At 55.4% G+C, this 22,613-nt stretch carries 27 protein-coding genes; 8 read left to right on the top strand and 19 right to left on the bottom strand.

All coding sequences use genetic code 11. The features are described 5' to 3' along the window. The 7 genes from MKY74_RS08060 to MKY74_RS08030 form a co-directional block, all read right to left on the bottom strand. Entirely contained in the window at window positions 1–1,179 is a 1,179-nt protein-coding gene (locus tag MKY74_RS08060; RefSeq protein ID WP_076174982.1) for a M20 peptidase aminoacylase family protein, read from the bottom strand. Window positions 1,180–1,253: 74 nt separating this feature from the next. Beyond that, window positions 1,254–2,270, bottom strand: coding sequence for an LLM class flavin-dependent oxidoreductase (locus MKY74_RS08055; RefSeq protein ID WP_076174984.1), 1,017 nt, complete (start codon window positions 2,268–2,270; stop codon window positions 1,254–1,256). Between the two features lie 12 nt (window positions 2,271–2,282). Next, complete coding sequence (locus tag MKY74_RS08050) at window positions 2,283–3,035, bottom strand: amino acid ABC transporter ATP-binding protein (protein WP_076174987.1); 753 nt, start codon at window positions 3,033–3,035, stop codon at window positions 2,283–2,285. Further along, entirely contained in the window at window positions 3,032–3,742 is a 711-nt protein-coding gene (locus MKY74_RS08045; RefSeq protein ID WP_076174989.1) for an amino acid ABC transporter permease, read from the bottom strand. Before MKY74_RS08045 ends, MKY74_RS08050 begins: the two co-directional genes overlap by 4 nt. Continuing rightward, window positions 3,739–4,524 (bottom strand): amino acid ABC transporter permease, encoded by a 786-nt coding sequence (locus tag MKY74_RS08040; RefSeq protein WP_076174992.1) that lies wholly within the window; start codon window positions 4,522–4,524, stop codon window positions 3,739–3,741. Before MKY74_RS08040 ends, MKY74_RS08045 begins: the two co-directional genes overlap by 4 nt. Before the next feature lie 34 nt (window positions 4,525–4,558). Continuing rightward, the gene (locus MKY74_RS08035) at window positions 4,559–5,410 is read right to left on the bottom strand and encodes a transporter substrate-binding domain-containing protein (protein ID WP_076174995.1); all 852 of its coding nucleotides are present in this window, start codon (window positions 5,408–5,410) and stop codon (window positions 4,559–4,561) included. A 103-nt stretch (window positions 5,411–5,513) separates the two neighbouring features. Next, entirely contained in the window at window positions 5,514–6,413 is a 900-nt protein-coding gene (locus MKY74_RS08030; protein ID WP_076174998.1) for a LysR family transcriptional regulator, read from the bottom strand. A 353-nt stretch (window positions 6,414–6,766) separates the two neighbouring features. On the opposite strand from MKY74_RS08030, the gene MKY74_RS08025 reads away from it, so the two are divergent. Continuing rightward, a complete protein-coding gene (locus tag MKY74_RS08025) occupies window positions 6,767–7,306 on the top strand; it encodes a GNAT family N-acetyltransferase (RefSeq protein WP_076175000.1) in 540 nt (179 codons plus the stop codon). Between the two features lie 98 nt (window positions 7,307–7,404). Here MKY74_RS08025 and MKY74_RS08020 read toward each other — a convergent pair whose 3' ends face one another. The 4 genes from MKY74_RS08020 to MKY74_RS08005 form a co-directional block, all read right to left on the bottom strand. Continuing rightward, window positions 7,405–7,770: a phosphotransferase gene (locus tag MKY74_RS08020; protein WP_084204151.1), complete on the bottom strand. Its 366-nt coding sequence runs from the start codon at window positions 7,768–7,770 to the stop codon at window positions 7,405–7,407. An 18-nt stretch (window positions 7,771–7,788) separates the two neighbouring features. After that, the gene (locus tag MKY74_RS08015; RefSeq protein WP_076175005.1) at window positions 7,789–8,214 is read right to left on the bottom strand and encodes a hypothetical protein; all 426 of its coding nucleotides are present in this window, start codon (window positions 8,212–8,214) and stop codon (window positions 7,789–7,791) included. A 356-nt stretch (window positions 8,215–8,570) separates the two neighbouring features. Continuing rightward, the gene (locus MKY74_RS08010) at window positions 8,571–8,750 is read right to left on the bottom strand and encodes an H-type small acid-soluble spore protein (protein ID WP_076175007.1); all 180 of its coding nucleotides are present in this window, start codon (window positions 8,748–8,750) and stop codon (window positions 8,571–8,573) included. Between the two features lie 140 nt (window positions 8,751–8,890). Next, window positions 8,891–9,214, bottom strand: a complete 324-nt coding sequence (locus MKY74_RS08005; protein WP_076175009.1) for a hypothetical protein — start codon at window positions 9,212–9,214, stop codon at window positions 8,891–8,893. 164 nt (window positions 9,215–9,378) lie between these two features. On the opposite strand from MKY74_RS08005, the gene ku reads away from it, so the two are divergent. From ku to ligD, 3 genes are all read left to right on the top strand, one after another. Then, a complete protein-coding gene (gene ku / locus MKY74_RS08000; RefSeq protein ID WP_076175011.1) occupies window positions 9,379–10,287 on the top strand; it encodes a non-homologous end joining protein Ku in 909 nt (302 codons plus the stop codon). 22 nt (window positions 10,288–10,309) lie between these two features. After that, complete coding sequence (locus MKY74_RS07995; RefSeq protein ID WP_076175013.1) at window positions 10,310–11,251, top strand: ATP-dependent DNA ligase; 942 nt, start codon at window positions 10,310–10,312, stop codon at window positions 11,249–11,251. 93 nt (window positions 11,252–11,344) lie between these two features. Continuing rightward, window positions 11,345–12,247 (top strand): non-homologous end-joining DNA ligase, encoded by a 903-nt coding sequence (gene ligD, locus MKY74_RS07990; protein WP_076175015.1) that lies wholly within the window; start codon window positions 11,345–11,347, stop codon window positions 12,245–12,247. A gap of 50 nt (window positions 12,248–12,297) precedes the next feature. Here ligD and MKY74_RS07985 read toward each other — a convergent pair whose 3' ends face one another. Beyond that, on the bottom strand, window positions 12,298–13,122 hold the full coding sequence (locus MKY74_RS07985; protein WP_240913448.1) for a YitT family protein: 825 nt from the start codon (window positions 13,120–13,122) through the stop codon (window positions 12,298–12,300). A 257-nt stretch (window positions 13,123–13,379) separates the two neighbouring features. On the opposite strand from MKY74_RS07985, the gene MKY74_RS07980 reads away from it, so the two are divergent. Beyond that, entirely contained in the window at window positions 13,380–13,703 is a 324-nt protein-coding gene (locus tag MKY74_RS07980; protein WP_076175017.1) for a YnfA family protein, read from the top strand. Between the two features lie 31 nt (window positions 13,704–13,734). Here the strand turns inward: MKY74_RS07980 and cls are convergent, their stop codons facing one another. Continuing rightward, window positions 13,735–15,171 carry a cardiolipin synthase gene (gene cls, locus MKY74_RS07975; RefSeq protein WP_076175019.1) on the bottom strand — a complete coding sequence of 479 codons (1,437 nt, stop codon included), beginning with the start codon at window positions 15,169–15,171 and terminating at the stop codon, window positions 13,735–13,737. Between the two features lie 198 nt (window positions 15,172–15,369). Here cls and MKY74_RS07970 point away from each other — a divergent pair, with 198 nt between their 5' ends. Together MKY74_RS07970 and MKY74_RS07965 are read left to right on the top strand one after the other, a co-directional pair. Next, window positions 15,370–16,365, top strand: coding sequence for a M23 family metallopeptidase (locus MKY74_RS07970; protein WP_076175021.1), 996 nt, complete (start codon window positions 15,370–15,372; stop codon window positions 16,363–16,365). A 148-nt stretch (window positions 16,366–16,513) separates the two neighbouring features. Beyond that, complete coding sequence (locus tag MKY74_RS07965) at window positions 16,514–16,933, top strand: bactofilin family protein (RefSeq protein ID WP_076175023.1); 420 nt, start codon at window positions 16,514–16,516, stop codon at window positions 16,931–16,933. 106 nt (window positions 16,934–17,039) lie between these two features. Here MKY74_RS07965 and MKY74_RS07960 read toward each other — a convergent pair whose 3' ends face one another. The 5 genes from MKY74_RS07960 to MKY74_RS07940 form a co-directional block, all read right to left on the bottom strand. Further along, window positions 17,040–17,819, bottom strand: coding sequence for an ABC transporter permease (locus MKY74_RS07960; RefSeq protein ID WP_076175025.1), 780 nt, complete (start codon window positions 17,817–17,819; stop codon window positions 17,040–17,042). Further along, window positions 17,812–18,723, bottom strand: a complete 912-nt coding sequence (locus MKY74_RS07955; protein WP_076175027.1) for an ABC transporter ATP-binding protein — start codon at window positions 18,721–18,723, stop codon at window positions 17,812–17,814. Before MKY74_RS07955 ends, MKY74_RS07960 begins: the two co-directional genes overlap by 8 nt. 477 nt (window positions 18,724–19,200) lie before the next feature. After that, complete coding sequence (locus MKY74_RS07950) at window positions 19,201–20,157, bottom strand: LCP family glycopolymer transferase (protein ID WP_076175029.1); 957 nt, start codon at window positions 20,155–20,157, stop codon at window positions 19,201–19,203. A 61-nt stretch (window positions 20,158–20,218) separates the two neighbouring features. Next, window positions 20,219–20,890, bottom strand: a complete 672-nt coding sequence (locus MKY74_RS07945) for a sugar transferase (RefSeq protein ID WP_076175222.1) — start codon at window positions 20,888–20,890, stop codon at window positions 20,219–20,221. 223 nt (window positions 20,891–21,113) lie between these two features. Further along, window positions 21,114–21,545: a hypothetical protein gene (locus MKY74_RS07940; RefSeq protein WP_076175032.1), complete on the bottom strand. Its 432-nt coding sequence runs from the start codon at window positions 21,543–21,545 to the stop codon at window positions 21,114–21,116. A gap of 221 nt (window positions 21,546–21,766) precedes the next feature. Here MKY74_RS07940 and MKY74_RS07935 point away from each other — a divergent pair, with 221 nt between their 5' ends. Further along, window positions 21,767–22,135 carry a helix-turn-helix domain-containing protein gene (locus tag MKY74_RS07935; RefSeq protein ID WP_076175034.1) on the top strand — a complete coding sequence of 123 codons (369 nt, stop codon included), beginning with the start codon at window positions 21,767–21,769 and terminating at the stop codon, window positions 22,133–22,135. A 206-nt stretch (window positions 22,136–22,341) separates the two neighbouring features. Here MKY74_RS07935 and MKY74_RS07930 read toward each other — a convergent pair whose 3' ends face one another. Then, window positions 22,342–22,497, bottom strand: a complete 156-nt coding sequence (locus tag MKY74_RS07930) for a hypothetical protein (RefSeq protein ID WP_163882458.1) — start codon at window positions 22,495–22,497, stop codon at window positions 22,342–22,344. Window positions 22,498–22,613: the final 116 nt, after the last annotated feature.

Raw genomic sequence — 22,613 nt, 5'->3', positions numbered from 1 at the left:
CTATTTCGACGCACCCCCGTGGCCGAAATGCGCCAGGGCGTCTTCGGCTAACTGCGTAAAAAAGGCGACGCTGACCGGGAGCGCATTCTCATCCAGGTCAAAGGCGGGGTGATGCCATTCCTGCTTGCCGTTCGTCCCCATGAAGACGAACAACCCGGGAACGGCTTGCTGGTAGACGGCAAAATCTTCCCCGGCGGGCGAAGGAACCGGCACGATCGCCCGATATCCCGCCGCCTCGGCCGCGGCTGTGCCAAGCTCGACCAGAGCAGGGTCGTTGTCCACCGGCGGCGGCCCTTCGATCCAGCGGACTGCGGCCGTGGTGCCGAAAGCTTCTGCCACGCCCCGGACGACCTGCTCGAACCGCGCCAGCACCTGCTCGCGCACCTGCTGGTCAAACGTGCGGATCGTGCCTTCCAGGAGCGCCTGCTCCGGAATAACGTTCCACGCCGTTCCGCTGTGCAGCTTCGTGACGCTGATCACCGCGCTGCTCAGGGAGCTGATGTTTCGGCTCACCACCGACTGCAGCGCCGTAATAATATGCGAAGCCGTCACGATCGGGTCCAGCCCGGCCTCCGGAACGGCCGCATGCGAGCCCTTCCCGGCGACTTCGACGACGAAGCCGTCAGCCGCCGCCATCAGCGGCCCTTCCTTGATGCCGATCGTCCCAACGGGAAGATCGGGCTTGTTGTGCATGCCGAAGATGGCCTGCACTCCTTCCAGCGCGCCGCTGCCGATGACCTGCTTCGCGCCCTTCGCCTTCTCTTCGGCCGGCTGGAAGATCAGCCGGATCGTGCCGCGAAGCCTGTCTTCACGGGCTTTCAGCGCGTACGCCGTCCCGATCAGGGCGGCGGTATGAAAATCATGCCCGCAGGCATGCATTCTGCCTTCAATCTCGGACGCGAACGGCAGTCCCGTCTCTTCCTGAATCGGAAGCGCGTCGATGTCCGCGCGAATCGCGATGACCGGACCGGGCTGCAGGCCGCCGACCTCGGCCACCACGCCGGTGGCCAGCGGAAGGTCCAGGATCCGGATGCCTGCTTCGCTCAGCCAACCCCGGATCCGGCGCGTCGTTTCATGCTCCTCGCCGGACAGCTCCGGGAAGCGGTGCAGCTCCCGGCGGATTTCGATCAAGCGGTCCACCTCCGCGGCGGAGGGGATCCGTACAGCATCGCTTGGCATGTCGCCATCCTCCTTTTACTTGTGTCTATGGATACTTAGGCGGATTCAACCCGCAGCCTTCCCCGCTCATGGCCTCAAGCCTCCGCCGGCACCTCGGTCAGCGCTTCCGCCAACAGTTCAAACGAACGGAGACGCTTGTCGAAAGGCTGGATGTTGGTCGTGACGACGAACTCATCGATCCCCGACGCCTGATGAAGCTCAAGCAGCTTCTCGCGGACGGTTTCCTTCGTGCCCTTCAGCACCGAAGGCTCCTGCTCCTCGACCGTATACGGCTCATTGGCCTGGCGGCCGAATTCCTCGGCTTGCTCCAGCGTACCGACCGTCAGCGTACGGCCGCTGGCGAGGTGAATCTTCACCAGCTTGTGGGATCCGGCCAGCTCGGCAGCTTCCTCCACGCTGTCCGCCACGACGACGGACAGCGCTACGATGACCTGCGGCCGGGTTCCGTGCGAATCGTCAAATGCGTCCCGGTAGGCGCGGATGGCCGCCAGCGCGGTCGCTTCATCCCCGTTGATGAACAGGGAGAATACATAAGGCAGCCCCAAGCCGGCTGCGATCTCTGCGCTGCCTACGCTGGCGCCCAGCACGTACAGCTCGGGAGCCGTCTCCGGCAGCGGCGTGGCGCGCAGCCCGTGCAGCGGATGGTCCGCTTCCAGCCGGTTGTGGATGTACTTGCCCAGCTCCACGATTTTATCCGTCAGGGAAGCGGAATCCCCGGCTCCGCGCTGCAGCGCCTGTGTGCTCCGCGGCAGCCCGCCGGGCGCGCGGCCGATGCCGAGATCGACCCGGCCCGGCGCCAAGGACGCCAGCACGTTGAAGTTCTCTGCCACCTTATACGGGCTGTAATGCTGCAGCATCACGCCGCCCGATCCGATGCGGATCGTTTGGGTTTTGGCCAGCAGGTAAGAAATCAGCACCTCCGGCGAAGAGCCGGCCACATGATCGGAGTCGTGATGCTCCGACACCCAGAACCGCCGGAACCCGAGCGCCTCGGATTTCTGGGCCAGCCGTATCGTATGCTCGAACGCCTCCGCTGAAGTCTCTCCGGGATAAACCGGGCTTTGATCCAGAACGCTAATCTTAATGCTCATATGGCTCTCCTCCTAAATGCTGTAGTTCAGTTCCGGCGTAATCCGCTTCAGAAACTGCTTGGTCCGTTCCTCGCGGGGATGGTTGAACAGCTCGGCCGGCGGACCTTCCTCCACGATGACTCCCCCGTCCATGAACACGACATGGTTCGCCACATCGCGGGCGAAGCCCATTTCATGCGTCACGACGATCATGGTGATGCCTTCCTTGGCAATTTTGCGGATGACCTCCAGCACTTCGCCGACGAGCTCGGGATCCAGCGCCGATGTCGGCTCGTCGAACAGGATGACCTCCGGTTCCAACGCCAGCGCCCGGGCGATGCCGACGCGCTGCTGCTGCCCGCCCGACAGCTGGCTCGGATAGGCGTCCAGCTTGCCCGCCAGCCCGACCTTCTCCAGGAGTGCCGCACTGCGTTTGCGCGCTTCGTCCTTCGGTATTTTTTTGACGATGACGAGTCCCTCCATCACGTTCTCGATCGCCGTCTTATGCTTGAACAGATTGTACTGCTGGAATACCATCGCCGTTTTTTGCCGGAGCGCGTGAATGTCCTTCTTTGCCGCATGCTCCGCGTTCATCCGGAAGTCGCCGATGGCAATCTCTCCGCCGCTCGGCTTCTCCAGGTAGTTCACGCACCGCAGCAGCGTCGTTTTGCCGGAGCCGCTCGGCCCCAGAATGACGACGACTTCCCCTTTGTTCACGGTCAAATCAATCGATTTCAGCACCGGGTTCCGGCCGAAAGACTTGGATATATTCGTGAGCTTGATCATGCCACTCCCCCCCGATTGTACAGATTGATGCGTTTCTCCAGCAGCGCCGTCAGCCTTTCGATCAGAAGCGTCAGCCCCCAGAAAATAGCCGCAGCCGCCAGGTACGCCTCAAAGAACTTCCAGTTGGTCGACGCCACAATTTGCGCTTTGGCGTTAATGTCCACGACGGATACGGTAAAAGCGAGCGTCGAGCCATGCAGCATTCCGATCACCGAGTTCGACAGGTTCGGAAGACTGACGGCCAGCGCTTGAGGCAGGACGATGCGGCGCAGCGCCTGCGGCGTCGTCATGCCGATGGAATAGGCGGCCTCCAGCTGGCCGCGGTTCACGGCGAGCAGGCCGGAGCGAATCACCTCGGACATATAGGCCCCCGCCGTGATGGAGAAAGAGATGAAGGCAAAGCCGATCATCGGAATGGATGAGGATTTGAAGCCCAGGCCGAGAGCGGCGGATACCGCATCAACGATGACCGGCAGCCCGAAATAGATGAGCAGAAGGTGCGTGAGCATCGGCGTACCGCGGATGAAGGTCACATAAGCCGTGGCGATCTGGCTGAGCACCGGGACTTTGTAGATGCGCACCACGGCTCCGATCAGCCCGATGATAAAACCGGCCGTCACAGAGACGGCGGTAATGAGAAGGGTGGTTGGTATGGCGGACAGCAGGTGGACAAAGGCGGTCCAAATAAACGTAACGTCGATTTTCACAGCTCAGCGCCTCCTTTTTCCGTTCCGATCCCTGCGACTACACGCCGGTAGGACCCTTTCTTTTGGATCCGGAAGCCGGTACGTGCCGGCGTATCCGGAAGTTCATGCCGCAAAAGGCGGACCTCCGCGGCTTTGAGCACCTTCTCCAGCGTAAAGCTCACAACCAGGTAGATGAGCGCCAAAGCGATGTAGGACTCGATAAAATGCTGGGTGACCGAACCGAGCGTCTGCGCTTTTCCCGTCATCTCCATCACGCCGAGCGTGAAGGCCAGCGACGTATCTTTCAGCAGGGCGATCACCAGGTTCGAGAATACCGGGACGGCAATAGCCAGCGCCTGGGGTAGGACGATCCGGGTAAACGCTTGACGGCCTGTCATCCCCACGGCATAAGCCGCCTCGAGCTGCCCCCGGTCCACCGCCATGACCGACGCGCGGATCATCTCCGACATGAAAGCCCCGGTGTGAAGACCGTACGTCAGGATGACAAACACGAGCACCGGTGCTTTTGACATGTCGATTCCGATGAGCTTCAAGATCTCCGGCAGTCCGTAGTAGAACAAGAACAGCTGGATCAGAATCGGCGTACCCCGAAAGAACGAGACGTACACCTGGGAGAACGTGCGCAGCGCAGGTATCCGGTACAGCCGGGGAAGGGCGATCAGAAAACCGACAATCATTCCCACCACCAGCGAGCCTGCGACGATCAGCAAAGTGATGCCCAGCGTCGATGCCAGCTTCGGAAAAAAGCTGAACACAAATGAGAAATCGAACGGTGCACCCATATTACAACCTGCCCCCTTCCTGGTTTAATCCGGACTATTTATCCGCCGTAAAGTCGCTGCCGAGCCATTCCTTGCTCAGCTTGCCAAGCGTTCCGTCCTGCTTCAGCTCCTTGATCGCCCCGTCGACCGCATCGGCCAGCTTCTGCTCTTCCGGATCGTCCTTGCGGAAGACGAACAGAATGTCATGCTCGGACAGATCGTCACCAGTGACTTTGAGCTTGCCCTGGGGGTCGATCAGCGGCAGCGAGAAGTCCGCTCCGATTGTCGCGTCCACCCGTCCGGTCGTAATTTGATTCACGGTATCGTTGGCGGCGCCGTTTTGATAGACGATTTGGATTGCATTATCATGTTCCTTGTTGTAGTTCTCGAGAATTTGGGCTTCCGCGCTTGTCGCGCCGGTTAACACTTTTTTGCCCTTCAAGTCGTCCAGCGAGTGGATCGAATCGTTGTCCTTGGCGACGATGATCTTGTTTCTCCAGTGGGCGTACGGCTCTTTGTTAAAAAGATATTTTTCCGTCCGCTCCGGGTTTTTCTCCATTTCATGCGCTACAAAATCGATCTTCTTCGTCTCCAGGCTGAGCAGCAGATTGGAAAATTCCTGCGTCTGGATATCGAACTCGTAGTCCGGCAGGCGCTTGTCGATCTCGCGCACCAGCTCTACGTCGAAGCCGGTCAGCTTTCCGTTCTCATCGATAAAGCAAATTTTCGGAAAGGCCGTGCCTGTGCCTACGACGATTTTTTTGACGGCTCCTCCTGCGGCGTTCGCCGCCGTATCCGCGGACGTTTCCCCGCCCTTCGATCCGGATCCGCACCCGGCAATCACCCCTGCCAGCATGATCCCTGCAACGACTGCTAATGTTTTTCTCACGACCTCATCCCCTTTCATATGGCTCCCATTTTTCCTTGATTGATAATTCCTATAGATTTAGTAAGGATTATGTTGTCACTAACTTTACCGCGATTTGCACAACGCGTCTAATAGAGTTTTTCTATCCGATCATGTAATTCATTAATGGGACGGACGACTGCTTCAAATCCAGCAAAAATTCAAGGATATCCGTGTTCTCGCCGGTGAGCGAAATCAGGTTGGTCTGCAGGGAAACGCCTGCCGTTTCGGTGATGTCCACGGGAACGAGGCTGCCCATCTCCTCCTCCTGCCTTGCGCAGAGGCCGGGAAGAAAGCAGATGCCCGCCCGCTCCAGAACGAGCTTCTTCGCCGTCTCGGAGTTGTCGACCTGATAGACGATGTTCGGCGGCTGATCCAGGCTTTCGAACACCCGGTGAATCCGCAGCCAGTCCAGGGAACCGCACTCGAAAAACACCAGCGTTTCGTGACGGATTTCCCGGATCGACGCCCGGCCGGCCGAAGCGAGACGGTGATCGGGGTAGACATACAGGCGAATGGGGTCTTCGTAAAAAGGATAGGACTGGAACGCCGGATTCATCATTTTGCGAACGAAGGCCAGGTCGAGCTCCCCTGCAGACAGCTTGGCGGCCAGCTCGTCGGTCGGCGCCGTGGTCAGCTTGAATTTGATTTCGGGAAAACGCCGGGTCAGTCCCATCAGCAGATGGGGCATCAAATAATTGGATACAGAGACGGTGCTGCCGATCCGCAGTTCGTTGGGCATGGCCCGTTTGGATTGTAGGTGATGCTTGCCCTTCTGGTAAGTCTGGAGAATTTGCTGGGCATAGGGGAGAAACTGCTTGCCTTTTTCCGTCAGATGGATCTGTTTACCCAGACGGTCGAACAGTCGGCAGTCGAGCTCGCGTTCAAGCGATTGAATGCGGGCAGTGACTGTGGGCTGCGACAGGAACAGGACATCCGCCGCCTTGTTGAAGCTGCCGTAATGGTTGATGTACACAAAAGCCTCAATGTTTTCGATGTTCAAGGTAACACCCCCGAAGTTTTATCACTCACTATTCCAATGAATTTAGGTGGTTTTAAAGCTGAAAAAGGGTATAAATTATCCTTATCTTAGGCAGTTGGCAAATTATTGTCAATAAGTTTATTTTCGTAACAGGCTGTTCCTCCAGGGTGAAAAAAGGCCGAAATGACGCCCATTTTCGGGCATGAAGGGAAGTACTCGGGTCTGCCCTAGCGGCCATGATGAAGCTTGAAAGCTTATAGATTTTTTTAATATCCGAATTAATTATTTTATTTTCCGATGCGAATAGTAGGTATTACCTGCTATACTTAGCTCACACCAAATTACCTGAATCCCTTCCAAAAGGAGTGAAAGCGATGAATCCAGAAGAATTGATCCTCCGGGACGCCAAGGATTCCGAACGCGAATTGATTGCCGAAGTGATGCTGGAATCCTATCAGCAGTATGCCTTTGATATGCCCCAGGAACGGTGGGAGCAGTACCGGGACTCCATCCGGAATTCCGTGTATGGAAATGCTCCCTATGCCCGAATCGTTGCCGAAATCGACGGCCGGATCGTCGGAAGCGTCCAGATGTTCCTCTCCTCGGAAGCCGCTTACGGCAATCCGGAGATGGGGATTCACTCGCCGATCATCCGCCTCCTGGCCGTTCATCCTTCCGCGAGAGGACGCGGGGTGGCCACCGCGCTCATCCGGGAAGCGGCACGCCGTGCGCTGGAGCTTGGAGCCACGACTCTGAACCTCCACACTTCTGACATGATGGCCTCGGCCGTGAAGCTGTATGAGAAGCTCGGGTTCCAGCGGCACTACGAGACCGATACGACTAATGGGGAGACGCTGGTCAAAGGATACCGGATCGACGTTCCCGGTTCCCTGCTCCTTCAGAACGTGGTATAGCCCGCATCGCTTCCATACTTCCATAGAAAATACGAAAGGCGGTCCGGCTGAAGCCGGAACCGCCCTTGCTGCTGTATGCCACTTTTGTCCAACTGAATTTATGTCACAGATCCGTCCAATGCCTCGCGCACCAAAGCGAGCAGATTGGCCTTCTCGGCTTCGGGAATCCATTCTGTCAGCCGGGCCGCCGCTACCGGCAGCCGCCAGGCATCCACATCCGTTTGGCTGAGGCTCCCGCCTCCGAAGTACTGCCGGGTATACTCCTTCACGAGCTCCTCCCTCATCCGGGCAAACTTCTTCACAGCCTCATCCGGCGTGCCGTCGGGCATGGTGCCCATTTGGAGCAGCACCAAAGTTCGGGCGACGTCTCCGGCCGGATTGCCGCGCATGCCCGTCATCCAGTCAATGACCCATTCCTTCTCTCCGAGAATGATGTTGTCCGGATGAAAATCCCCATGACACAGCTTCGATCCTTCCGGAAGCTACATCAGATAGTCAACAATCCGCTCCTTCTCCTCTTCCCCCAAGGAAGGCGCATGCTGAATACGGTTTTTCAGAACCGTCTTCTGCTCCGGCAGACCTTGAATGTCCCGGGCATGCAGCTCCAGATGAAGCCTGGCCATCCGGGCAGCTTCTTCGTGCAGGATGTCCGGATTAACGGAAATGGACTGGAGCATGGTGATGCCGGATGCCAGCTCGTAGACCACTCCGAAGCGGGAGCCGTGCTCCGCAAGCCGAACCGGCTGGGGTGTCGTCACTCCCGTGTTATACACCTTCAAACTGATTTGATATTCCTCTTCCGCCATGCCGCGCGGCATGCCTTCCCGGTACAGCTTCAGTACCTGGCCTGGCTGATAGGACAGAATCTCCGCCGTTCTGCCGGCAGCGACCACCGGACTTCCCCCCATATGTACACAGCTCCTCTCTGCCGCCCTGCTCCCTTTCCCAAAAACTGATGAACATGGGCCGCTTGCAGGTCCATTGTACCTTATCCCCTATAGAGATGGATACGGGGATTTTGCACTTCGCCGTATTCGTGCTCCCATCAGCAGCAGACGTAAGAAAAACGTCTATCGACGTACTTTCAAAGAAGACAGACCGCGTATAGAGGAAGTTTCTCTTGCGAGATCAGGAAGCAGAAGCTCCGAAACTTATACTTTCTGATCTTTTCAAAAAAGCCGCCAGGGCGGCAGTATACTCTCCGCAGCCCGAGCAGCTTGCTTATCTCCTTCATCCCGTGAGGATGAAGGAAATCAGGTCAGGTTTATCCTTCCTGTAGACGTTCCACATTCACCGTCTGGGTGTCGGTAGGCCGGGTGCCGACCTGAACCGTGGCCACCCCGTTGTCCACGTCCACCTTTTCGATCCATACCGGTACCCCTTCCAGGTTTACGGGAATGGTGTCCTTTGCCTGATAAATATCCAGCGCGCGCTGAGCATCCATGTTGGTTTCAGCCTCCTGTGTAATAGAATCATAAGCTATCATTGTGCGCAGAACCTAGCATTCTTCGCTAGAGGCCTGCCGCTCTTCTGCGTTTACTTTGAAAATTTTAATTGCTTGTACATTTCAGCATTCCCGGGCTATCAGCCTTCCTCGGGATCTCCCTCTTGCGCGGGACCGATCATGCCCGGCTCAACGACGATCGTGTCGGTCGTGCTCGCCCCGATGTAGCCGTTGTCTGCCGTAATGTTGCCGCCGCCTAGTCCCTCATTGACCATCCGGTCGATATCGAGCATATGGGTATCCAACGATATATCCTCATCCGGCGAGGTTACGTTATGCCAGTTGACGTTGTCCGCATCGATATAATCCGAAGATTCGATCGTATCTCTGGCCGCCTCGTAATTTTCGAGCGCTTCCAGCGTCAGCTCCTTGTCGTCGTCCGGGTCCTGTCTTCTGTCCTTCAACCTTGCTCCCTCCTCGCTGCAGCATGCATGTAGTCATGGGTTCAATATGCCCTGCAGGCGGCCAAACCATTCATTTTTTCCTGGGCCAAATCGGCGGCGGGCCTTATAGAAACGGGATATTTTCCCCATACTAGTAGGAAAAAAGCGTTAAAGGAGCGATAACTATGCATACCGTCTGGAAGGGAGCGATCAGCTTCGGCCTGGTCCACGTCCCGGTGAAAATGTTCTCCGCTACGGAGGACAAAGATATTTCCATGAGGTACGTCCATAAAGAGTGCGGCAGCCCCCTCTCCTACGTCCGCAAATGCCCGGTCTGTGACGAGGAAGTGGGCTGGGAAGAAATCGCAAAGGGCTATGAATACGAGAAAGGAAAGTTCGTTTTGTTTGAAAAAGAGGAGCTCGAGCAGATTACCGAGCAGGCCAACAAGGCGATTGCCATCCTCGACTTTGTCGATCTGTCCGAAATCGATCCGATCTACTTCCAGAAGACGTATTACCTCGCTCCGGATCAGGCCGGGGGCAACGCTTACCAGCTGCTGAAAGAGGCGATGCAGCAGAGCGGCAAGATCGGGATCGCCAAAATCTCCATCCGCTCCAAGAGCAGCCTCGCGGCGATCCGCGTGCTGGATGAGTGCCTTGCGATCGAAACGATGTTCTACCCGGACGAAATCCGCCCGGTCTCCCAAGTGCCGAACCTTCCGGAAAATATCCAGGTCAACGATAAGGAGCTTGGCATGGCGCAAATGCTGATTGAGCAGCTCTCCACGCCGTTTGAGCCGAAAAAATACGGGGACGACTACCGCGAACGCCTGCTCGATCTGATCGAGCACAAGGTGGCCGGCGAAGAGATCAAGATCGCTCCGGCGAAGCAGGAGACGAATGTCATCGACTTGATGGCCGCCCTGCAGGCCAGCATCGAAGCGGCCAAGCCGGTGGCGACCGACCCGGGTCCGGCCAAGAAGACCGCCAAGGGCAAAGCCAAAGCCAAGCCGGCGGAACCTGCCGCCGCTGCCGGCGAAGGGCCCAAGCCGAAACGCCGCAAGACGGCCAAGAAAAACGAAACCGTCTCGTAACGGTTAGATCGGAGGATCATCGATGCCGCTTACCCCGATCGTCCCTTTCGAACCCATCATGACAGACCTCCTCCCTTCCGGAGAGCAGTGGATCGCCCAGATCAAATGGGACGGTGTCCGGATGATCACCTATTACGACGGCGGGGAGGTCCAGCTTGTGAACCGCAAGGGGAACAACCGGACGCGTCAGTATCCAGAGCTGCTGGATATCGCTTCTTACTGCCGTGCCGATTCGGTCATTCTGGACGGCGAAATCATCGCGCTGGTAGACGGGGTGCCTTCCTTTCATCAGGTCATGAAACGGGACAGCCTCCGCGTAGAGCAGCAAATCAAAGCCCGCGTCCAGCAGGTTCCGATCGTCTATATGATCTTCGACATCCTGTATTATAACGGCGAATGGGTAACGGGACGGCCGCTGCGCGAGCGGCAGCAGCTCCTGACGGAAACTGTGATCCCCAGCGGGCACGTCCAGCTTGTGCCGAGCTATACGGACATCCCGCTGCTGCATGACGTGTCGGTCCAGCACCGGCTTGAAGGCATCGTTGTCAAAGACGTTAACAGCGTCTATGCCCTGGGCGGCAAGGACAAGCGGTGGCAGAAGCGGAAGAACATCCAGGACGTGAACGCTGTAGTCGGCGGGGTGACGTTCCGGGACGGCATCGTGAATGCGCTGCTGCTCGGCCTGTACGCCGAGGACGGGAGGCTGGTCTATATCGGCCATGCCGGAACGGGCAAGCTGAAGGTGGCCGACTGGCGCAGCATCACCGAGCGGGTCGCGGACATGGCGGTGAAGGACCGTCCCTTCGTCAACCAGCCGGAGCGGCACAAAGGGGCGGTATGGATCCGTCCCGAGTGGGTGATCAAGGTGAATTTCCTGGAATGGACGCCCGGCGGCACCCTGCGCCAGCCCAGTATTCAGGCGTTTGTCGATGTTTCTCCCGCGGACTGCCGGTTGGATCCGTAGCTTCCAAAGGATCACGGCGAGGATCTATGGCCGTGACGTTCCATCATGCAGCTCAGAAATGGCATCCCGCCTAAAATGATTGGAGGTATCCGTATGCCGCGAACCGTGAAAGGCACGATTTCGATCGAGGGACAAGACATTCCCATTACCAATCCCGATAAGCCACTGTGGCCGGAAATGGGCATTACCAAGGCCATTTATTTGCAAAAGCTCGCGGCGCTCGCTCCTTATTTGCTGAAGTACTGCCGGAACCGGCTGCTCACGACGATCCGCTATCCGCATGGGGTGCCTGGCGAATTTTTTTATCAAAAAAATGCGCCGGAGCCGCTCCCTCCCTACGTCCAGACGGCCGAGAAGGACGGGATCAATTACATCCTGCTGAACGGCCTGCCCGAGCTGCTCTGGCTGGGCAACCTGGCCGCGCTGGAGTTTCACCCGTCCCTCCATTACGTAGGGAGCACGCTGCCCTGTGAATGGATGATTGACCTCGACCCGTCGCGGGAGGTCGAACCGCGGATCATGGAGGCCGCGTCCATCGTCGGCAAGGTGCTGCGCTCGCTCGGACTGCAGTCGGTGCCGAAGACGTCCGGGGCGACGGGTATTCAGATCATCGTGCCGATCAATGAAGGGATCACGTTCGACGAGCTGCGCACCGTCGGGCATTTCGTCGGCATGTTCGTGACGGAGAAGCACCCGGAACTGTTCACCCTGGAGCGGCTCAAGAAAAACCGCGGCGATAAAATCTACTTCGATTACCTCCAGCACTATCAGGGAAAAACACTCGCCGCCCCTTACACCCCCCGGGCACGTCCAGGCGCGACGGTGTCAACCCCGCTGCACTGGGAGGAAGTGGACAGCAACGTTGCCCCGACCGATTTTCACCTGCTTAACATCGAGGAGCGGCTTGCCCGCCACGGCGACCTGATCGCCGCGCTCGCCCCGCAGCCAATCGAGCAGGTGATCCGCCATTTAAGCGCATCAAAGCCCGGAAGGTAACCTTCCGGGCTTTGATGCATTTCACGGGTCAGTCCAGCTTCGCTGCCCCGCTAATGGATATCTTTTTTCTTGAAACGGCCGCCCTTAACGTCATGGATATTACCAACCGCAAGGAAGGCATCCGGATCCCAATCACCGACGATGGCCTTCAGCTTGGCCTCTTCCAGACGGGTGATGACCACGAAGATCACTTTCTTGCTGTCTCCGGAGTAGGCTCCTTCCCCTTCCAAATACGTGACGCCGCGTCCCAGGCGCTGGGTGAGGGCATCACCGATGTCCTTGTATTTCTCACTGATGATCCATACCGATTTGGACTGGTCGATCCCTTCGTTGGTGATATCAATCACTTTAAAGGCGATAAAGTAGGCGATCAGCGAATACATCGCGTTATTCCAACCGAATACGAAGCCCGCGCTCGTCAGGATAAAGAAGTTGATGAACATGATAATCTCCCCGACGGAGAACGGCGTCTTTTTGTTGATGAGAATCGCGACGATTTCGCTGCCGTCCGTGGAACCCCCTGCCCGGATGACCAGGCCGACGCCCGCACCGAGGATCACGCCTCCGAAGATGGCTGCCAGCAGCGGATCGAACGTAATGGGTTTAACGGGTTCCAGCAGCGCGGTGCCAATCGACATCACCAGGACGGCTGCCAGCGTGGAGAAGGCAAACGTCTTGCCGATTTGCTTGTAACCCAGAAACAAGAAAGGAATATTGAGAACCGTAAGAAAAATGCCGAGCGGCAGATGAAAAAGGTGGGACAGCATAATGGAAATGCCGGTAATCCCGCCGTCAATGATGTTATTGTTTACGAGGAATACTTCCAGTGCAACAGAGACCAATCCGGCTCCGATCAGCATGACCAGGATGCGCATGAACACTCTGGCTTTCGAGGTCGGCGCCTTGAGCGGCTGCAAATCCTGCGGCAGGTTTGGCCTATCCGTGGATTGCGGGTTTGAAGGTACAGCCATCGAATCCCCCCGATTCTATAGATTGTTGTAGCATAAAGGGACATGAAACGCCCGGGTAGCATCGTGTACAGCCTAAGAAATCTGGACTTCCGTGATTATTCCCTTACTTTATTATATCATAGTTTTTAGCTGTATATTATCAGGATGGGAGTTTTTCTGTCATGAAATCCTTATTATTATTTATAGCGGCCGGGCTGGCCGAGATCGGCGGCGGTTACCTGGTATGGCTGTGGATCAAGGACGCGAAGCCCTGGTGGTTCGGCGCGGCGGGCAGCCTACTCCTGATCCTGTACGGGATCATTCCCACCCTGCAGAATTATCCTTCCTTCGGCCGGGTTTATGCCGCATACGGGGGCATCTTTATCGTCCTTGCCCTGCTGTGGGGCTGGTGGATCGACAAAAACACGCCCGACGTCTACGACTGGATCGGAGCGGCTCTGTGCATGGCCGGCGTATCCGTCATTCTATGGGCTCCACGGCACTAGGCTTGGCAGCAGCAGATTCCGGGCCACGCAGTCATAACAGCGGGGACAGCATCCGGCACAGCACTTCCGCCAGCTTATGCAGAAACGGCCGGGCCTGAAACTCCTCGGTTACGATTTGATGGCTCTGGCTCATATCTTCCTTGAAATCTTTCACCAGTCGGTCGATCGAGGACTGCTCGAACAGCGCTGCCGTCAGCTCAAAGTTGCAGAAAAAGCTTCGCATGTCCATATTAGCGGTACCTACCGAGGCCATCAGATCGTCGACGATCATGACCTTGGCATGAATAAAGCCTTTCTGATATTCATAGAACTTCACTCCGGCCAGCAGGAGGTCTTCAACATAAGAGAGCGAAGCCAGGTGCACCAGCCTGGAATCGGCTTTCAACGGAATGATGATCCGCACGTCCACTCCGCTGACCGCAGCGGTTTTGAGTCCTTCATAGATGCCCTGATCGGGAATAAAGTAGGGCGAGGTGATCCAGATCCTTTTTTTCGCGACCGTAATCGCGCCAAAGCACATCTCCTGGATGGCATTCCAATCCTGATCGGGTCCGCTGCTGACGATTTGAACCTGTTCATCGGCTTCGCATTGATGCTTGGGAAACAGCGCAGGGTCCGACAACCGCTCGCCTGAAGCGAGCTTCCAGTCGCTCAAAAACACATTTTGCAAAAAATAAACGGCATCTCCCTCGATCTCCAGGTGCGTGTCGCGCCAATACCCCATTTTCTGATATTTCCCCAAATAGTCATCGCCGACATTCAGCCCGCCGACAAAGCCTTTGGTTCCATCGACGACAATAATTTTGCGGTGGTTGCGGTAGTTGATCCTGCGGTCGATCATGGCCAGAAGCGGCGGCAGGAAGAAGTGGAACTCCACGCCCGCTTCCTTCAGCTCCTGGATGAACCCGCGCCTGCGACCAAGCCTGTAGCTTCCAAAACCGTCGCAGAGCAGCCTCACCTTGACCCCGGCTTTCGCCTTCCGGACCATGATGTCCTTGAACCGGTTCCCGATATCGTCGTCCCGGAAAATATAAAATTGAATATGTAAGTGATCTTCTGCTTTGTCCATGGCGGCGAGCATCGCGCCAAAGGTTTCCTCCCCGTCGGTCAGCACCCTGCTCTTGTTGCAGCCGGTAATCGGGCTCTCGGACAGATGGGACAGCAAATTAAACAAGCGCTCCTGATGCTGAAAATCCTTGCTGTGCATATCCCCGGCACGCTTTACCAAGGACGCCTGACTCCATATCAAGGGACGGATCTCTTGAAACAGGCGCGAACCCTGCGTACGGACCTTCTTCCTCGCTTTATAGTCCTGGGCCACAAAATAATAGACCACAAAGCCGATCAACGGGCAGCAAAACAATATAAACAGCCAGGCGACCGTCTTGTAAGGATTGCGGAATTCCAGAAGCAGAATCGTTGCCGTTTGAAAAATAAAAACGAGTAGTGCGATAAGCAGCCACAGCATACGTCAGCCTCCTTGCGGGTCAAAAGCAATCTGTATGTTCAGGATTGACCACTTTCAACCTGCTTTATTCAGTATTTACCCGGATCAGCCTCATGCAGACGCAGCGGCGGCAAAGATCACATTTTTGACATGTTTTAAGAGATCAGAGAATACATAGAAGATAAGACAAGTACAATCAAGCCGAGGAAAGGAGCCGCCATGAAAAATGCCAAAGGCAACGGGCGGGTGACGCTCCTGGTCATGCGGGACGCCCAGCATTCCGTCAAACAGCTGCATCTCTCCAAGCCCTTGATGATGGCCGTCCCCGCCGTGGCCGTTCTGTCGCTGTCCGGACTCGTTCTTGCGCTGCAGGCCCACTCATCCCAGGTGATCTCCCAACTGGAGCAAAAGGTCACCGCCGAAAGCCTGAAGAACGTCCAGATGCAGCGGACGGTGAACAGCCGGGAGCAGTCCATCGAGCGCCTGCAGAACGAAATCGTCAACCTGTCGAGCCAAGCCAAAGATATGAAGCAGAGGATGGACCGCGTGGATGAATTGGAAAACCAGCTGCAGCAGTTCATTGACAAGCACGGGACCACCAGTATGGCCGAGCCTGCTTCCGGGGCCAAAGCGTCTTCCCTGTCCTGGGATGCCTCGCAGCATGTCGGTGGCGAATATATCGCTGTGCATGAGAACGATATGCTGGACCTGGCCCAGGAGACGAAAGATGACTTTCAGGAGATGCAGACGCTGCTGCGGTCCATGGAGAACCAAATCCCTTCGACCTTGAAAAAAGCCGAGGAAACGCAGGATCGGATCTCCGGGCAGCCCGACCTGTGGCCGACCGAGTCCCGGGTGACGACCTCAAGCTTCGGCTACCGGACGGACCCTTTTACCGGAAGGGCGTCCTTCCATGCGGGGATCGATATTGCCGGGGATAACGGAAGCCCCGTATATGCGGCGGGAGCGGGTACGATCGTGACGGCTGAGAACAGCGGCGGTGCGCGGGGACGGTATATCGTCATTGAGCATCCGAACGGCCTGCAAACCTGGTATATGCACCTCAGCAAAATCCAGGCCCATGTCGGCCAAACCGTCGACAAAGGCGAACAGATCGCCGAGCTCGGCTCGACCGGGCGAAGCACCGGCCCCCATCTTCATTTTCAGGTCGTGAAGAAGGATAAGCCTGTTAACCCGCTGCCTTATATTCAGTAGTAGGGTTTGATCGTAAGAAAAACGTCTATCGACGTACCTTCAAAGAAGACAGACCGCGTTTAGCTGAAGTTTTTCTTGCGATTATAGAATGGTTCAGCTTCGCTGAATTTTATAAATTCTATAATCTTAAAAAGGAGGGATTTCAAACATGAGCAGATCCAAAGCGAGCCGGCACCAGAGCGCAACGGACACTTTGATCGGCAAAGGGACAGAAATCGAAGGGACGCTGGCCTGTGAGGCCAACCTGCGCATCGAAGGCAAATTTAACGGCGTTATTGAGAGCAAAGGCAGCGTCATTGTCGGGGAGCATGCGGTGGCCAGATCGCACATTCATGCCAAAGAGGTCATCATTGCCGGAAAAGTGTACGGCGATGTGACCACGCTCGGCCGGCTGACCATCACGGCGACCGGGCAGATGTTCGGGGACGTGCTGGGAGCAACGTCGCTGGTCATTACCGAGGGCGGCATCCTTCACGGATCCAGCAAAATGGAGCTGAAGGACGCCCCGGAGGAAATGGCGCAGGAGGCCGCCTCCACCCCGCGGTATTTGGAATCGGAAGCCGGCTGATGCGGCCCGAAGCTTCTGCTTTCTTATCTTTGCAAAAAACGCAGTCGCAAGTGAACGGATCACGTCCACATGCACTGCGTTTTTTGGCTTTTAAAATCGTGACAGGTCAGGCCGCGACGTCCCGTTTGCCGAACACGGTCCAGGCGATGACCAGAAACAAGACGTAGTAGATGGCCAGAATCAGAATCGAGAACCCAAGCGTCACACCCCCAGGTCCCACCGAAGAGGCCAGATACTGCGACAGATCCATGTGCATAAACGGCAAAAACTTCGCCCAGCTGTAGCGCTCAGGATTGAACAGCATATTAAAGATGCCCTTCGCGAACATGATGAACAGGGACAGCCCGATGGCGAGCCCGCTTGCCCGGAACACGGCCGAGAGCATGAAGGCCAGCGCCACGGTCATGAATAGGTCTACATAATCGCAAAGCATAATCAGAAAGTAATGACGCGGCCCGATGCGCTCGCCCATAAGGGACCCGCCCGCTCCTCCCGAGAAGAAGATCGCGGAGACTCCGTATGACACGGCCATCAGCAGAACCGTGCACAGCAGGCTGAACAACACAACGGCAATATATTTGGAGAGCAGAATCTTCGATCGGCTCCATGGGCGGATCAGCAGCAGCTTGATGGTCCCCCAGGAGAATTCACCTGCAACGGAGTCCGACGCGACCACAACCGAAAATATGGTGCACAGAAAAAACGTAAACGCCCCGGTCTGAAGCACGCTTTCCCATAAGCTGATATTGCCCCCGCCATCCGCCAAATGAAACAGGAGCGGCATCAGAATGTTGACGATGGCCAGGATCGACAGCATGATCCACGTCCGGGCTCTCCGGTATATCTTCATATTCTCGTTCTGCACGAGATGGATAAAGCTACCCAATCTGATCACTTCCCGTCATTTCCAAGAATTGGTCCTCCAGCGACCGGGTTACCTTCTGAATCCCGTACACCTTGAATCCGCTCTGGACGAGCCGGGCATTCGTGTCGGCAATGCCATTTCGGTCGAGCCGGACGATCAGCAGTCCATCGCGTACCGTACCTCCCCCAAGCAGCTCCTGCGCCTGCTCCGGACGGTCCAGCGCAAATGCCGTTTCCACGGTCGTCTCCTGCGCTCCCTCAACACCGGCCAGTGTGCGTACATCAATCAACCGTCCGTTCTGGATGATCGCCACGGCGTCGCACATCAGCTCCATCTCGGACAGCAGATGGCTGGAGACGAATACCGTCGTCCCCTCTTCCCTGCACAGCCGGCGCAGGTAGTCCCTCAGTTCGCGGATTCCCTGCGGGTCCAGCCCGTTGGTGGGCTCGTCCAGGATCAGCAGCTTCGGACGGTGCAAAATCGCCTGAGCTACGCCCAGGCGCTGCCGCATGCCCAGTGAATACGTCCGCACCGGATCCTGAATCCGGTTGCTCAGCCCTACGAGCTGAACCACTTCCCGAATGCGCTCCTCGGTAATCCCTGACATCATCCGGGCAAAGTGCCGGAGGTTTTCATACCCCGTCAAAAACTTATACATTTCCGGGTTTTCCACGATCGCCCCCACGTGGACGATGGCCTGCTCAAAATGATCCTTGATGCTGTAACCGCAAATTTTAATATCTCCCTTGGTGATCTTGGTCAGCCCGACCATCATGCGGATAGTCGTCGTTTTTCCGGCCCCGTTCGGACCGAGAAAACCAAAGACCTGCCCGGGAGGGATGTCCAGCGTAACATCCTCAACCAATGTTTTGGATGAGACTTTCTTCGTGACACCTTCCAGCCGAACCACCGGTTCCTGCTGCATTTCTATCACCCCTTCTGCCCAAGTCTGGCCCCATTGTAGCATATTCGCCTTGCAGATGCCCATCATATGGGAAATCTGCCTCTGATTGTGTCTGCGAATAACATAGGGTACAGCAGCCCAGGGGAATCACTGTGCGGTAAAATCCCGTCCGGAACACAAGTGCCGTGTCCGACATAGGGATGACCTGCTCACATCGCAAGCAGAATACGGATAGCTGACTGTTCAAGAGAATCGACTTCCCTTCCATGAAGTGTGTCTTTGCGCTTAAAATTATGACCAACGACTTATTATAGATACATTCTGTAACATGCACACCAAGAAATCTACATGAATCTGCATCCTTTGTCAAGGAAACTGACGGTTTTCGTCGAAAAATAACCCCACAACGTGGGGCTTATGAATCAATCCGGGTTCAGAGATGCTGCAAAAGACGCCGGAAATGAAAAAGCAAGCGTGACATCAAGCCACGCCTGCCTCTTATTGTAAATGCTCTTTAATGACATTATGGATGCGCTGCCGCTCCTCATCGCTGACCATGTAATACCAAATTCCGTTGATCTTCTTGCCCTGGCCCTTGATCTCTACCTGCTCGATGGTCTTCAGGTCGGACCGGTAATCGGTCACGAAGGTCTTCATATTGTCGAAAGTGATGTCCGTCCTGACACTGTCGCCTACCTGGTTCAGTAGGGATTCGATTTTTACGACATTCGATATTTTGAGCGCATTATTGATCACCTGCTCCAAAATTTCCCGCTGCCGTGCATTACGCCCCAAATCTCCACGCGGATCGTCATACCGCATCCGAGAGAAGGCCAGCGCCTCAGAGCCGTCCAGCTTCAAGTCGCCCTGTTTGAAATCGTATCCTTCATATTGAAAGGCAAACGGATTATTCACTTCCACCCCGCCGAGCAAATCAATGATTTTGGCGAAGCCCTCCATATTGACCTTGATGTAATAGTTGACCGGATAACCGAGGAAGTGCTCTACCGTCGCGACCGACATGTTTACGCCGCCAAAGGCGTAAGCATGGTTGATCTTGTCCGTCGTCCCGTGGCCGACGATTTCGGTTCTCGTGTCACGCGGGATGTTGAACATCAGGATACTCTGCTTGGCCGGATTTACCGTCAGCAGGATCATCGAGTCGGAGCGGCCCGGGTCGTCCTCGCGCTGATCCACACCCATGACCAGAACGGTAAACGGCTCCCTTTCATTCAGATGAACCGCCGGCGGGTTTTCGGCACTCTTGGACGTATCCGCCTGGCCGCCTGTCTTGCCATCCGAGCTGACGGTTACCGGTACAACCGACGGTTCCCGCTTTTCATATATTTCGTTAGCCGTCGCTTTGACCGAATTGTAAATATACAATCCGTATCCCGCGACACCGACCACCAGCACCGATACGACGGCGATGGTCGAAACGACCCATTTTTTCATGATGCCTCTGCCACCTTCCTAATGGACACAGCTGCGTCCTGCGCACTTGGACACGCAGCGATTAGTACGCATTATCCGCGCCGAACAGCACTTTGACCGTTTTACAAATGATGATCATATCCATCCATATCGACTGTTCGTTTATGTATTTGAGGTCCAGCTCGACCATTTCCTGAAATCCCACATGGTTCCTTCCGCTGACCTGCCACAAACCTGTGCACCCCGGGACAACGAGCAGCCTCTGCATATCATAAGAAGTATAGTCGCTTACCTCCCGCGGCAAAGGCGGTCTTGGCCCGACCAGGCTCATATTCCCTTTCAGCACATTCATAAGCTGGGGCAGCTCATCAATGCTCGTTTTGCGGATGAACCGGCCGACCCGGGTGACCCGCGGATCGTTTTTCATTTTGAACATCGCGCCGGTCACATCGCTTTGCTGGATCAAATTGCCGAGCATCAGCTCGGCTCCGCTGACCATCGACCGGAATTTGTACATCTTAAATGGTGCCCCTCCACGTCCGACGCGGACCTGGGAGAAAAACACCGAGCCTTTTGGATCCTCCAGCTTGATAAGCAAGGCAACAGCTAGGAATACCGGACATAAAAAAATCAGCCCTATCAGCGATAAGCTAATATCCAGGGTTCGCTTGGCCCAAAGGTACAACATCCTGTCTTTCCGGGGAGTGATCGGAAGGGGCTTGCCGACGTCCACCGTTTTGTTCAGCGGATTCATGCTGCTCATAATTGAACATCCTCGTCCCTTTGAAGCATCTGCATCAGGAAATCCAAGGTCAACGTACGTCCCATGACTGATCCATCCCCCGCTCTCAATATAAGTCCAACCGGACGATCATATGACAGGCTTATACTTCAGCCTTTTTAAAGCAAAGCACTATGCAGCCCTTTGATAAATAGTGTAAAATGTCTGTATCCCATTACGAAAAAACGTAAGATTTTTATGCTTTGATATCAAAATGGTGTCCTGGGCCGGGGAAAGAATCGTGGTCACAGGGACTTTCATACGGTGTGGAGGCCGCTCGGCCGCCTCGTTGCGGGCGGTTGTGGTGTTTTGTCATGCGCTCCGGCTCCTGCTGCGGGGATTCAATACGAATGCCGTATTGGTGGGCCTTAAAGGAGATGCTGCTTTCTTTCCAAGCCACGGTGCCGTACACCTGACGGGCAGGGGCATTTGGAACGTGGATTATGAACCCCAGCCTGAGCTCGGGCACAACGGGGAGATCCAAGTCGCTGATGATTACCATTCGGCTTGGCTCGTATTCCCATAAGATGACAGGACGGGTCCGATGCAGAAAAACCGTCTGGTTCCCGACCTGATGGATATACATATACGTTTGAAGATGTATGCCATGTGCTGTTAACATATTCATCGGATTATTCCTGCCTCATGGTATGAAAATCGGGATAACGCCTTATACTGGCTAAGGGATACGATCCGTCTCAACAATTGATACAAATGGTATCATTTCCAATTTTCACTTTACGATACATTTTGTAACTAGTCAATACTTATTTCCTATATGAATCTATTTTTGCGACAATTTGTTTCTAATTTTATGTATTTTTTCAGGTATTCGGAGGAGGTTAATTCATGAATCATGGTAATCGCATCGCAGAATTGCGGGACCAACGCGGCTGGACCCAGGAGGAATTGGCCCAATCCATAGGCATTACGCGAGCCGCACTATCCCACTATGAAAAGAACCGCCGTAAACCTGATTTTGAGATTCTGACCAAACTAGCTGACAAATTTGACGTTTCCATCGATTATCTGATCGGCCGTACGAACCAGCCGAAGATTGTCATGGATCCGGAGGTCCGGGATTTTGTCGATCAACTGGAGCTTTCGGACGAGGACTTGCTGGAAAAGTTCAATTTGACGATTGACGGCCGCCGCTTGTCTGAGGAAGAAGCCAAACGTTTTATCGCTTTTGTGCGGATGGAACGGTCCATGAAATAATGAAAAACCTCAGCTTTCCTTGAACTTAGGAGGGCTGAGGTTTTTATAGGTTCGGTTACCGTAATTCGACGGGGTCCCCTTTTGGAGTATATGGAAGCCAACTGCTGCAGGGTGGCCTCCCTGTCTAAAATCGGAATGATAAAACGTTTTCTGTCCCTCCTTGTCGTTTTATGTGAACCCCCCGGACACGATCTGCGAAATTTCCGCTAATCCGTCCCCTTCTCCATCTTTTGAACAAAGCGCTTCCAGTTGTCAGGATGAATCCCGCATTGCTCCAACACTTTCATGATGTCTAATTGGGTTTGCTCCGGAAGTTCTTGGTTGGACCGGGCCTCGGCACCGAACTTTCTCTCATCTCTCATCGAAGATACCCTCGCTCCACTCAACATATTATCCAAAATGATTTCCACGGCTACTCTTTTGTTGACAAATACAACGTCTGTTCCAAGTATGAATGTCAAGAATCAGCCAAGTGACT

The organism is Paenibacillus sp. FSL R5-0378, from assembly GCF_038009285.1.
Lineage (GTDB): Bacteria > Bacillota > Bacilli > Paenibacillales > Paenibacillaceae > Paenibacillus_AQ > Paenibacillus_AQ favisporus.
The sequence above is the reverse complement of the archived record's forward strand: the minus strand, read 5'-3'. Positions and strand labels throughout refer to the sequence as shown.

Bases quoted from the DNA above. Each gene is read 5' to 3' on its own strand.
- MKY74_RS08060 (WP_076174982.1), bottom strand. From the start codon at position 1,179: ATGCCAAGCGATGCTGTACGGATCCCCTCCGCCGCGGAGGTGGACCGC.
- MKY74_RS08055 (WP_076174984.1), bottom strand. From the start codon at position 2,270: ATGAGCATTAAGATTAGCGTTCTGGATCAAAGCCCGGTTTATCCCGGA.
- MKY74_RS08050 (WP_076174987.1), bottom strand. From the start codon at position 3,035: ATGATCAAGCTCACGAATATATCCAAGTCTTTCGGCCGGAACCCGGTG.
- MKY74_RS08040 (WP_076174992.1), bottom strand. From the start codon at position 4,524: ATGGGTGCACCGTTCGATTTCTCATTTGTGTTCAGCTTTTTTCCGAAG.
- MKY74_RS08035 (WP_076174995.1), bottom strand. From the start codon at position 5,410: ATGAAAGGGGATGAGGTCGTGAGAAAAACATTAGCAGTCGTTGCAGGG.
- MKY74_RS08025 (WP_076175000.1), top strand. From the start codon at position 6,767: ATGAATCCAGAAGAATTGATCCTCCGGGACGCCAAGGATTCCGAACGC.
- MKY74_RS08015 (WP_076175005.1), bottom strand. From the start codon at position 8,214: ATGGGGGGAAGTCCGGTGGTCGCTGCCGGCAGAACGGCGGAGATTCTG.
- MKY74_RS08010 (WP_076175007.1), bottom strand. From the start codon at position 8,750: ATGGATGCTCAGCGCGCGCTGGATATTTATCAGGCAAAGGACACCATT.
- ku (WP_076175011.1), top strand. From the start codon at position 9,379: ATGCATACCGTCTGGAAGGGAGCGATCAGCTTCGGCCTGGTCCACGTC.
- MKY74_RS07995 (WP_076175013.1), top strand. From the start codon at position 10,310: ATGCCGCTTACCCCGATCGTCCCTTTCGAACCCATCATGACAGACCTC.
- ligD (WP_076175015.1), top strand. From the start codon at position 11,345: ATGCCGCGAACCGTGAAAGGCACGATTTCGATCGAGGGACAAGACATT.
- MKY74_RS07985 (WP_240913448.1), bottom strand. From the start codon at position 13,122: ATGCGCATCCTGGTCATGCTGATCGGAGCCGGATTGGTCTCTGTTGCA.
- MKY74_RS07980 (WP_076175017.1), top strand. From the start codon at position 13,380: ATGAAATCCTTATTATTATTTATAGCGGCCGGGCTGGCCGAGATCGGC.
- cls (WP_076175019.1), bottom strand. From the start codon at position 15,171: ATGCTGTGGCTGCTTATCGCACTACTCGTTTTTATTTTTCAAACGGCA.
- MKY74_RS07970 (WP_076175021.1), top strand. From the start codon at position 15,370: ATGAAAAATGCCAAAGGCAACGGGCGGGTGACGCTCCTGGTCATGCGG.
- MKY74_RS07965 (WP_076175023.1), top strand. From the start codon at position 16,514: ATGAGCAGATCCAAAGCGAGCCGGCACCAGAGCGCAACGGACACTTTG.
- MKY74_RS07955 (WP_076175027.1), bottom strand. From the start codon at position 18,723: ATGCAGCAGGAACCGGTGGTTCGGCTGGAAGGTGTCACGAAGAAAGTC.
- MKY74_RS07950 (WP_076175029.1), bottom strand. From the start codon at position 20,157: ATGAAAAAATGGGTCGTTTCGACCATCGCCGTCGTATCGGTGCTGGTG.
- MKY74_RS07945 (WP_076175222.1), bottom strand. From the start codon at position 20,890: ATGAATCCGCTGAACAAAACGGTGGACGTCGGCAAGCCCCTTCCGATC.
- MKY74_RS07940 (WP_076175032.1), bottom strand. From the start codon at position 21,545: ATGAATATGTTAACAGCACATGGCATACATCTTCAAACGTATATGTAT.
- MKY74_RS07935 (WP_076175034.1), top strand. From the start codon at position 21,767: ATGAATCATGGTAATCGCATCGCAGAATTGCGGGACCAACGCGGCTGG.
- MKY74_RS07930 (WP_163882458.1), bottom strand. From the start codon at position 22,497: ATGAGAGATGAGAGAAAGTTCGGTGCCGAGGCCCGGTCCAACCAAGAA.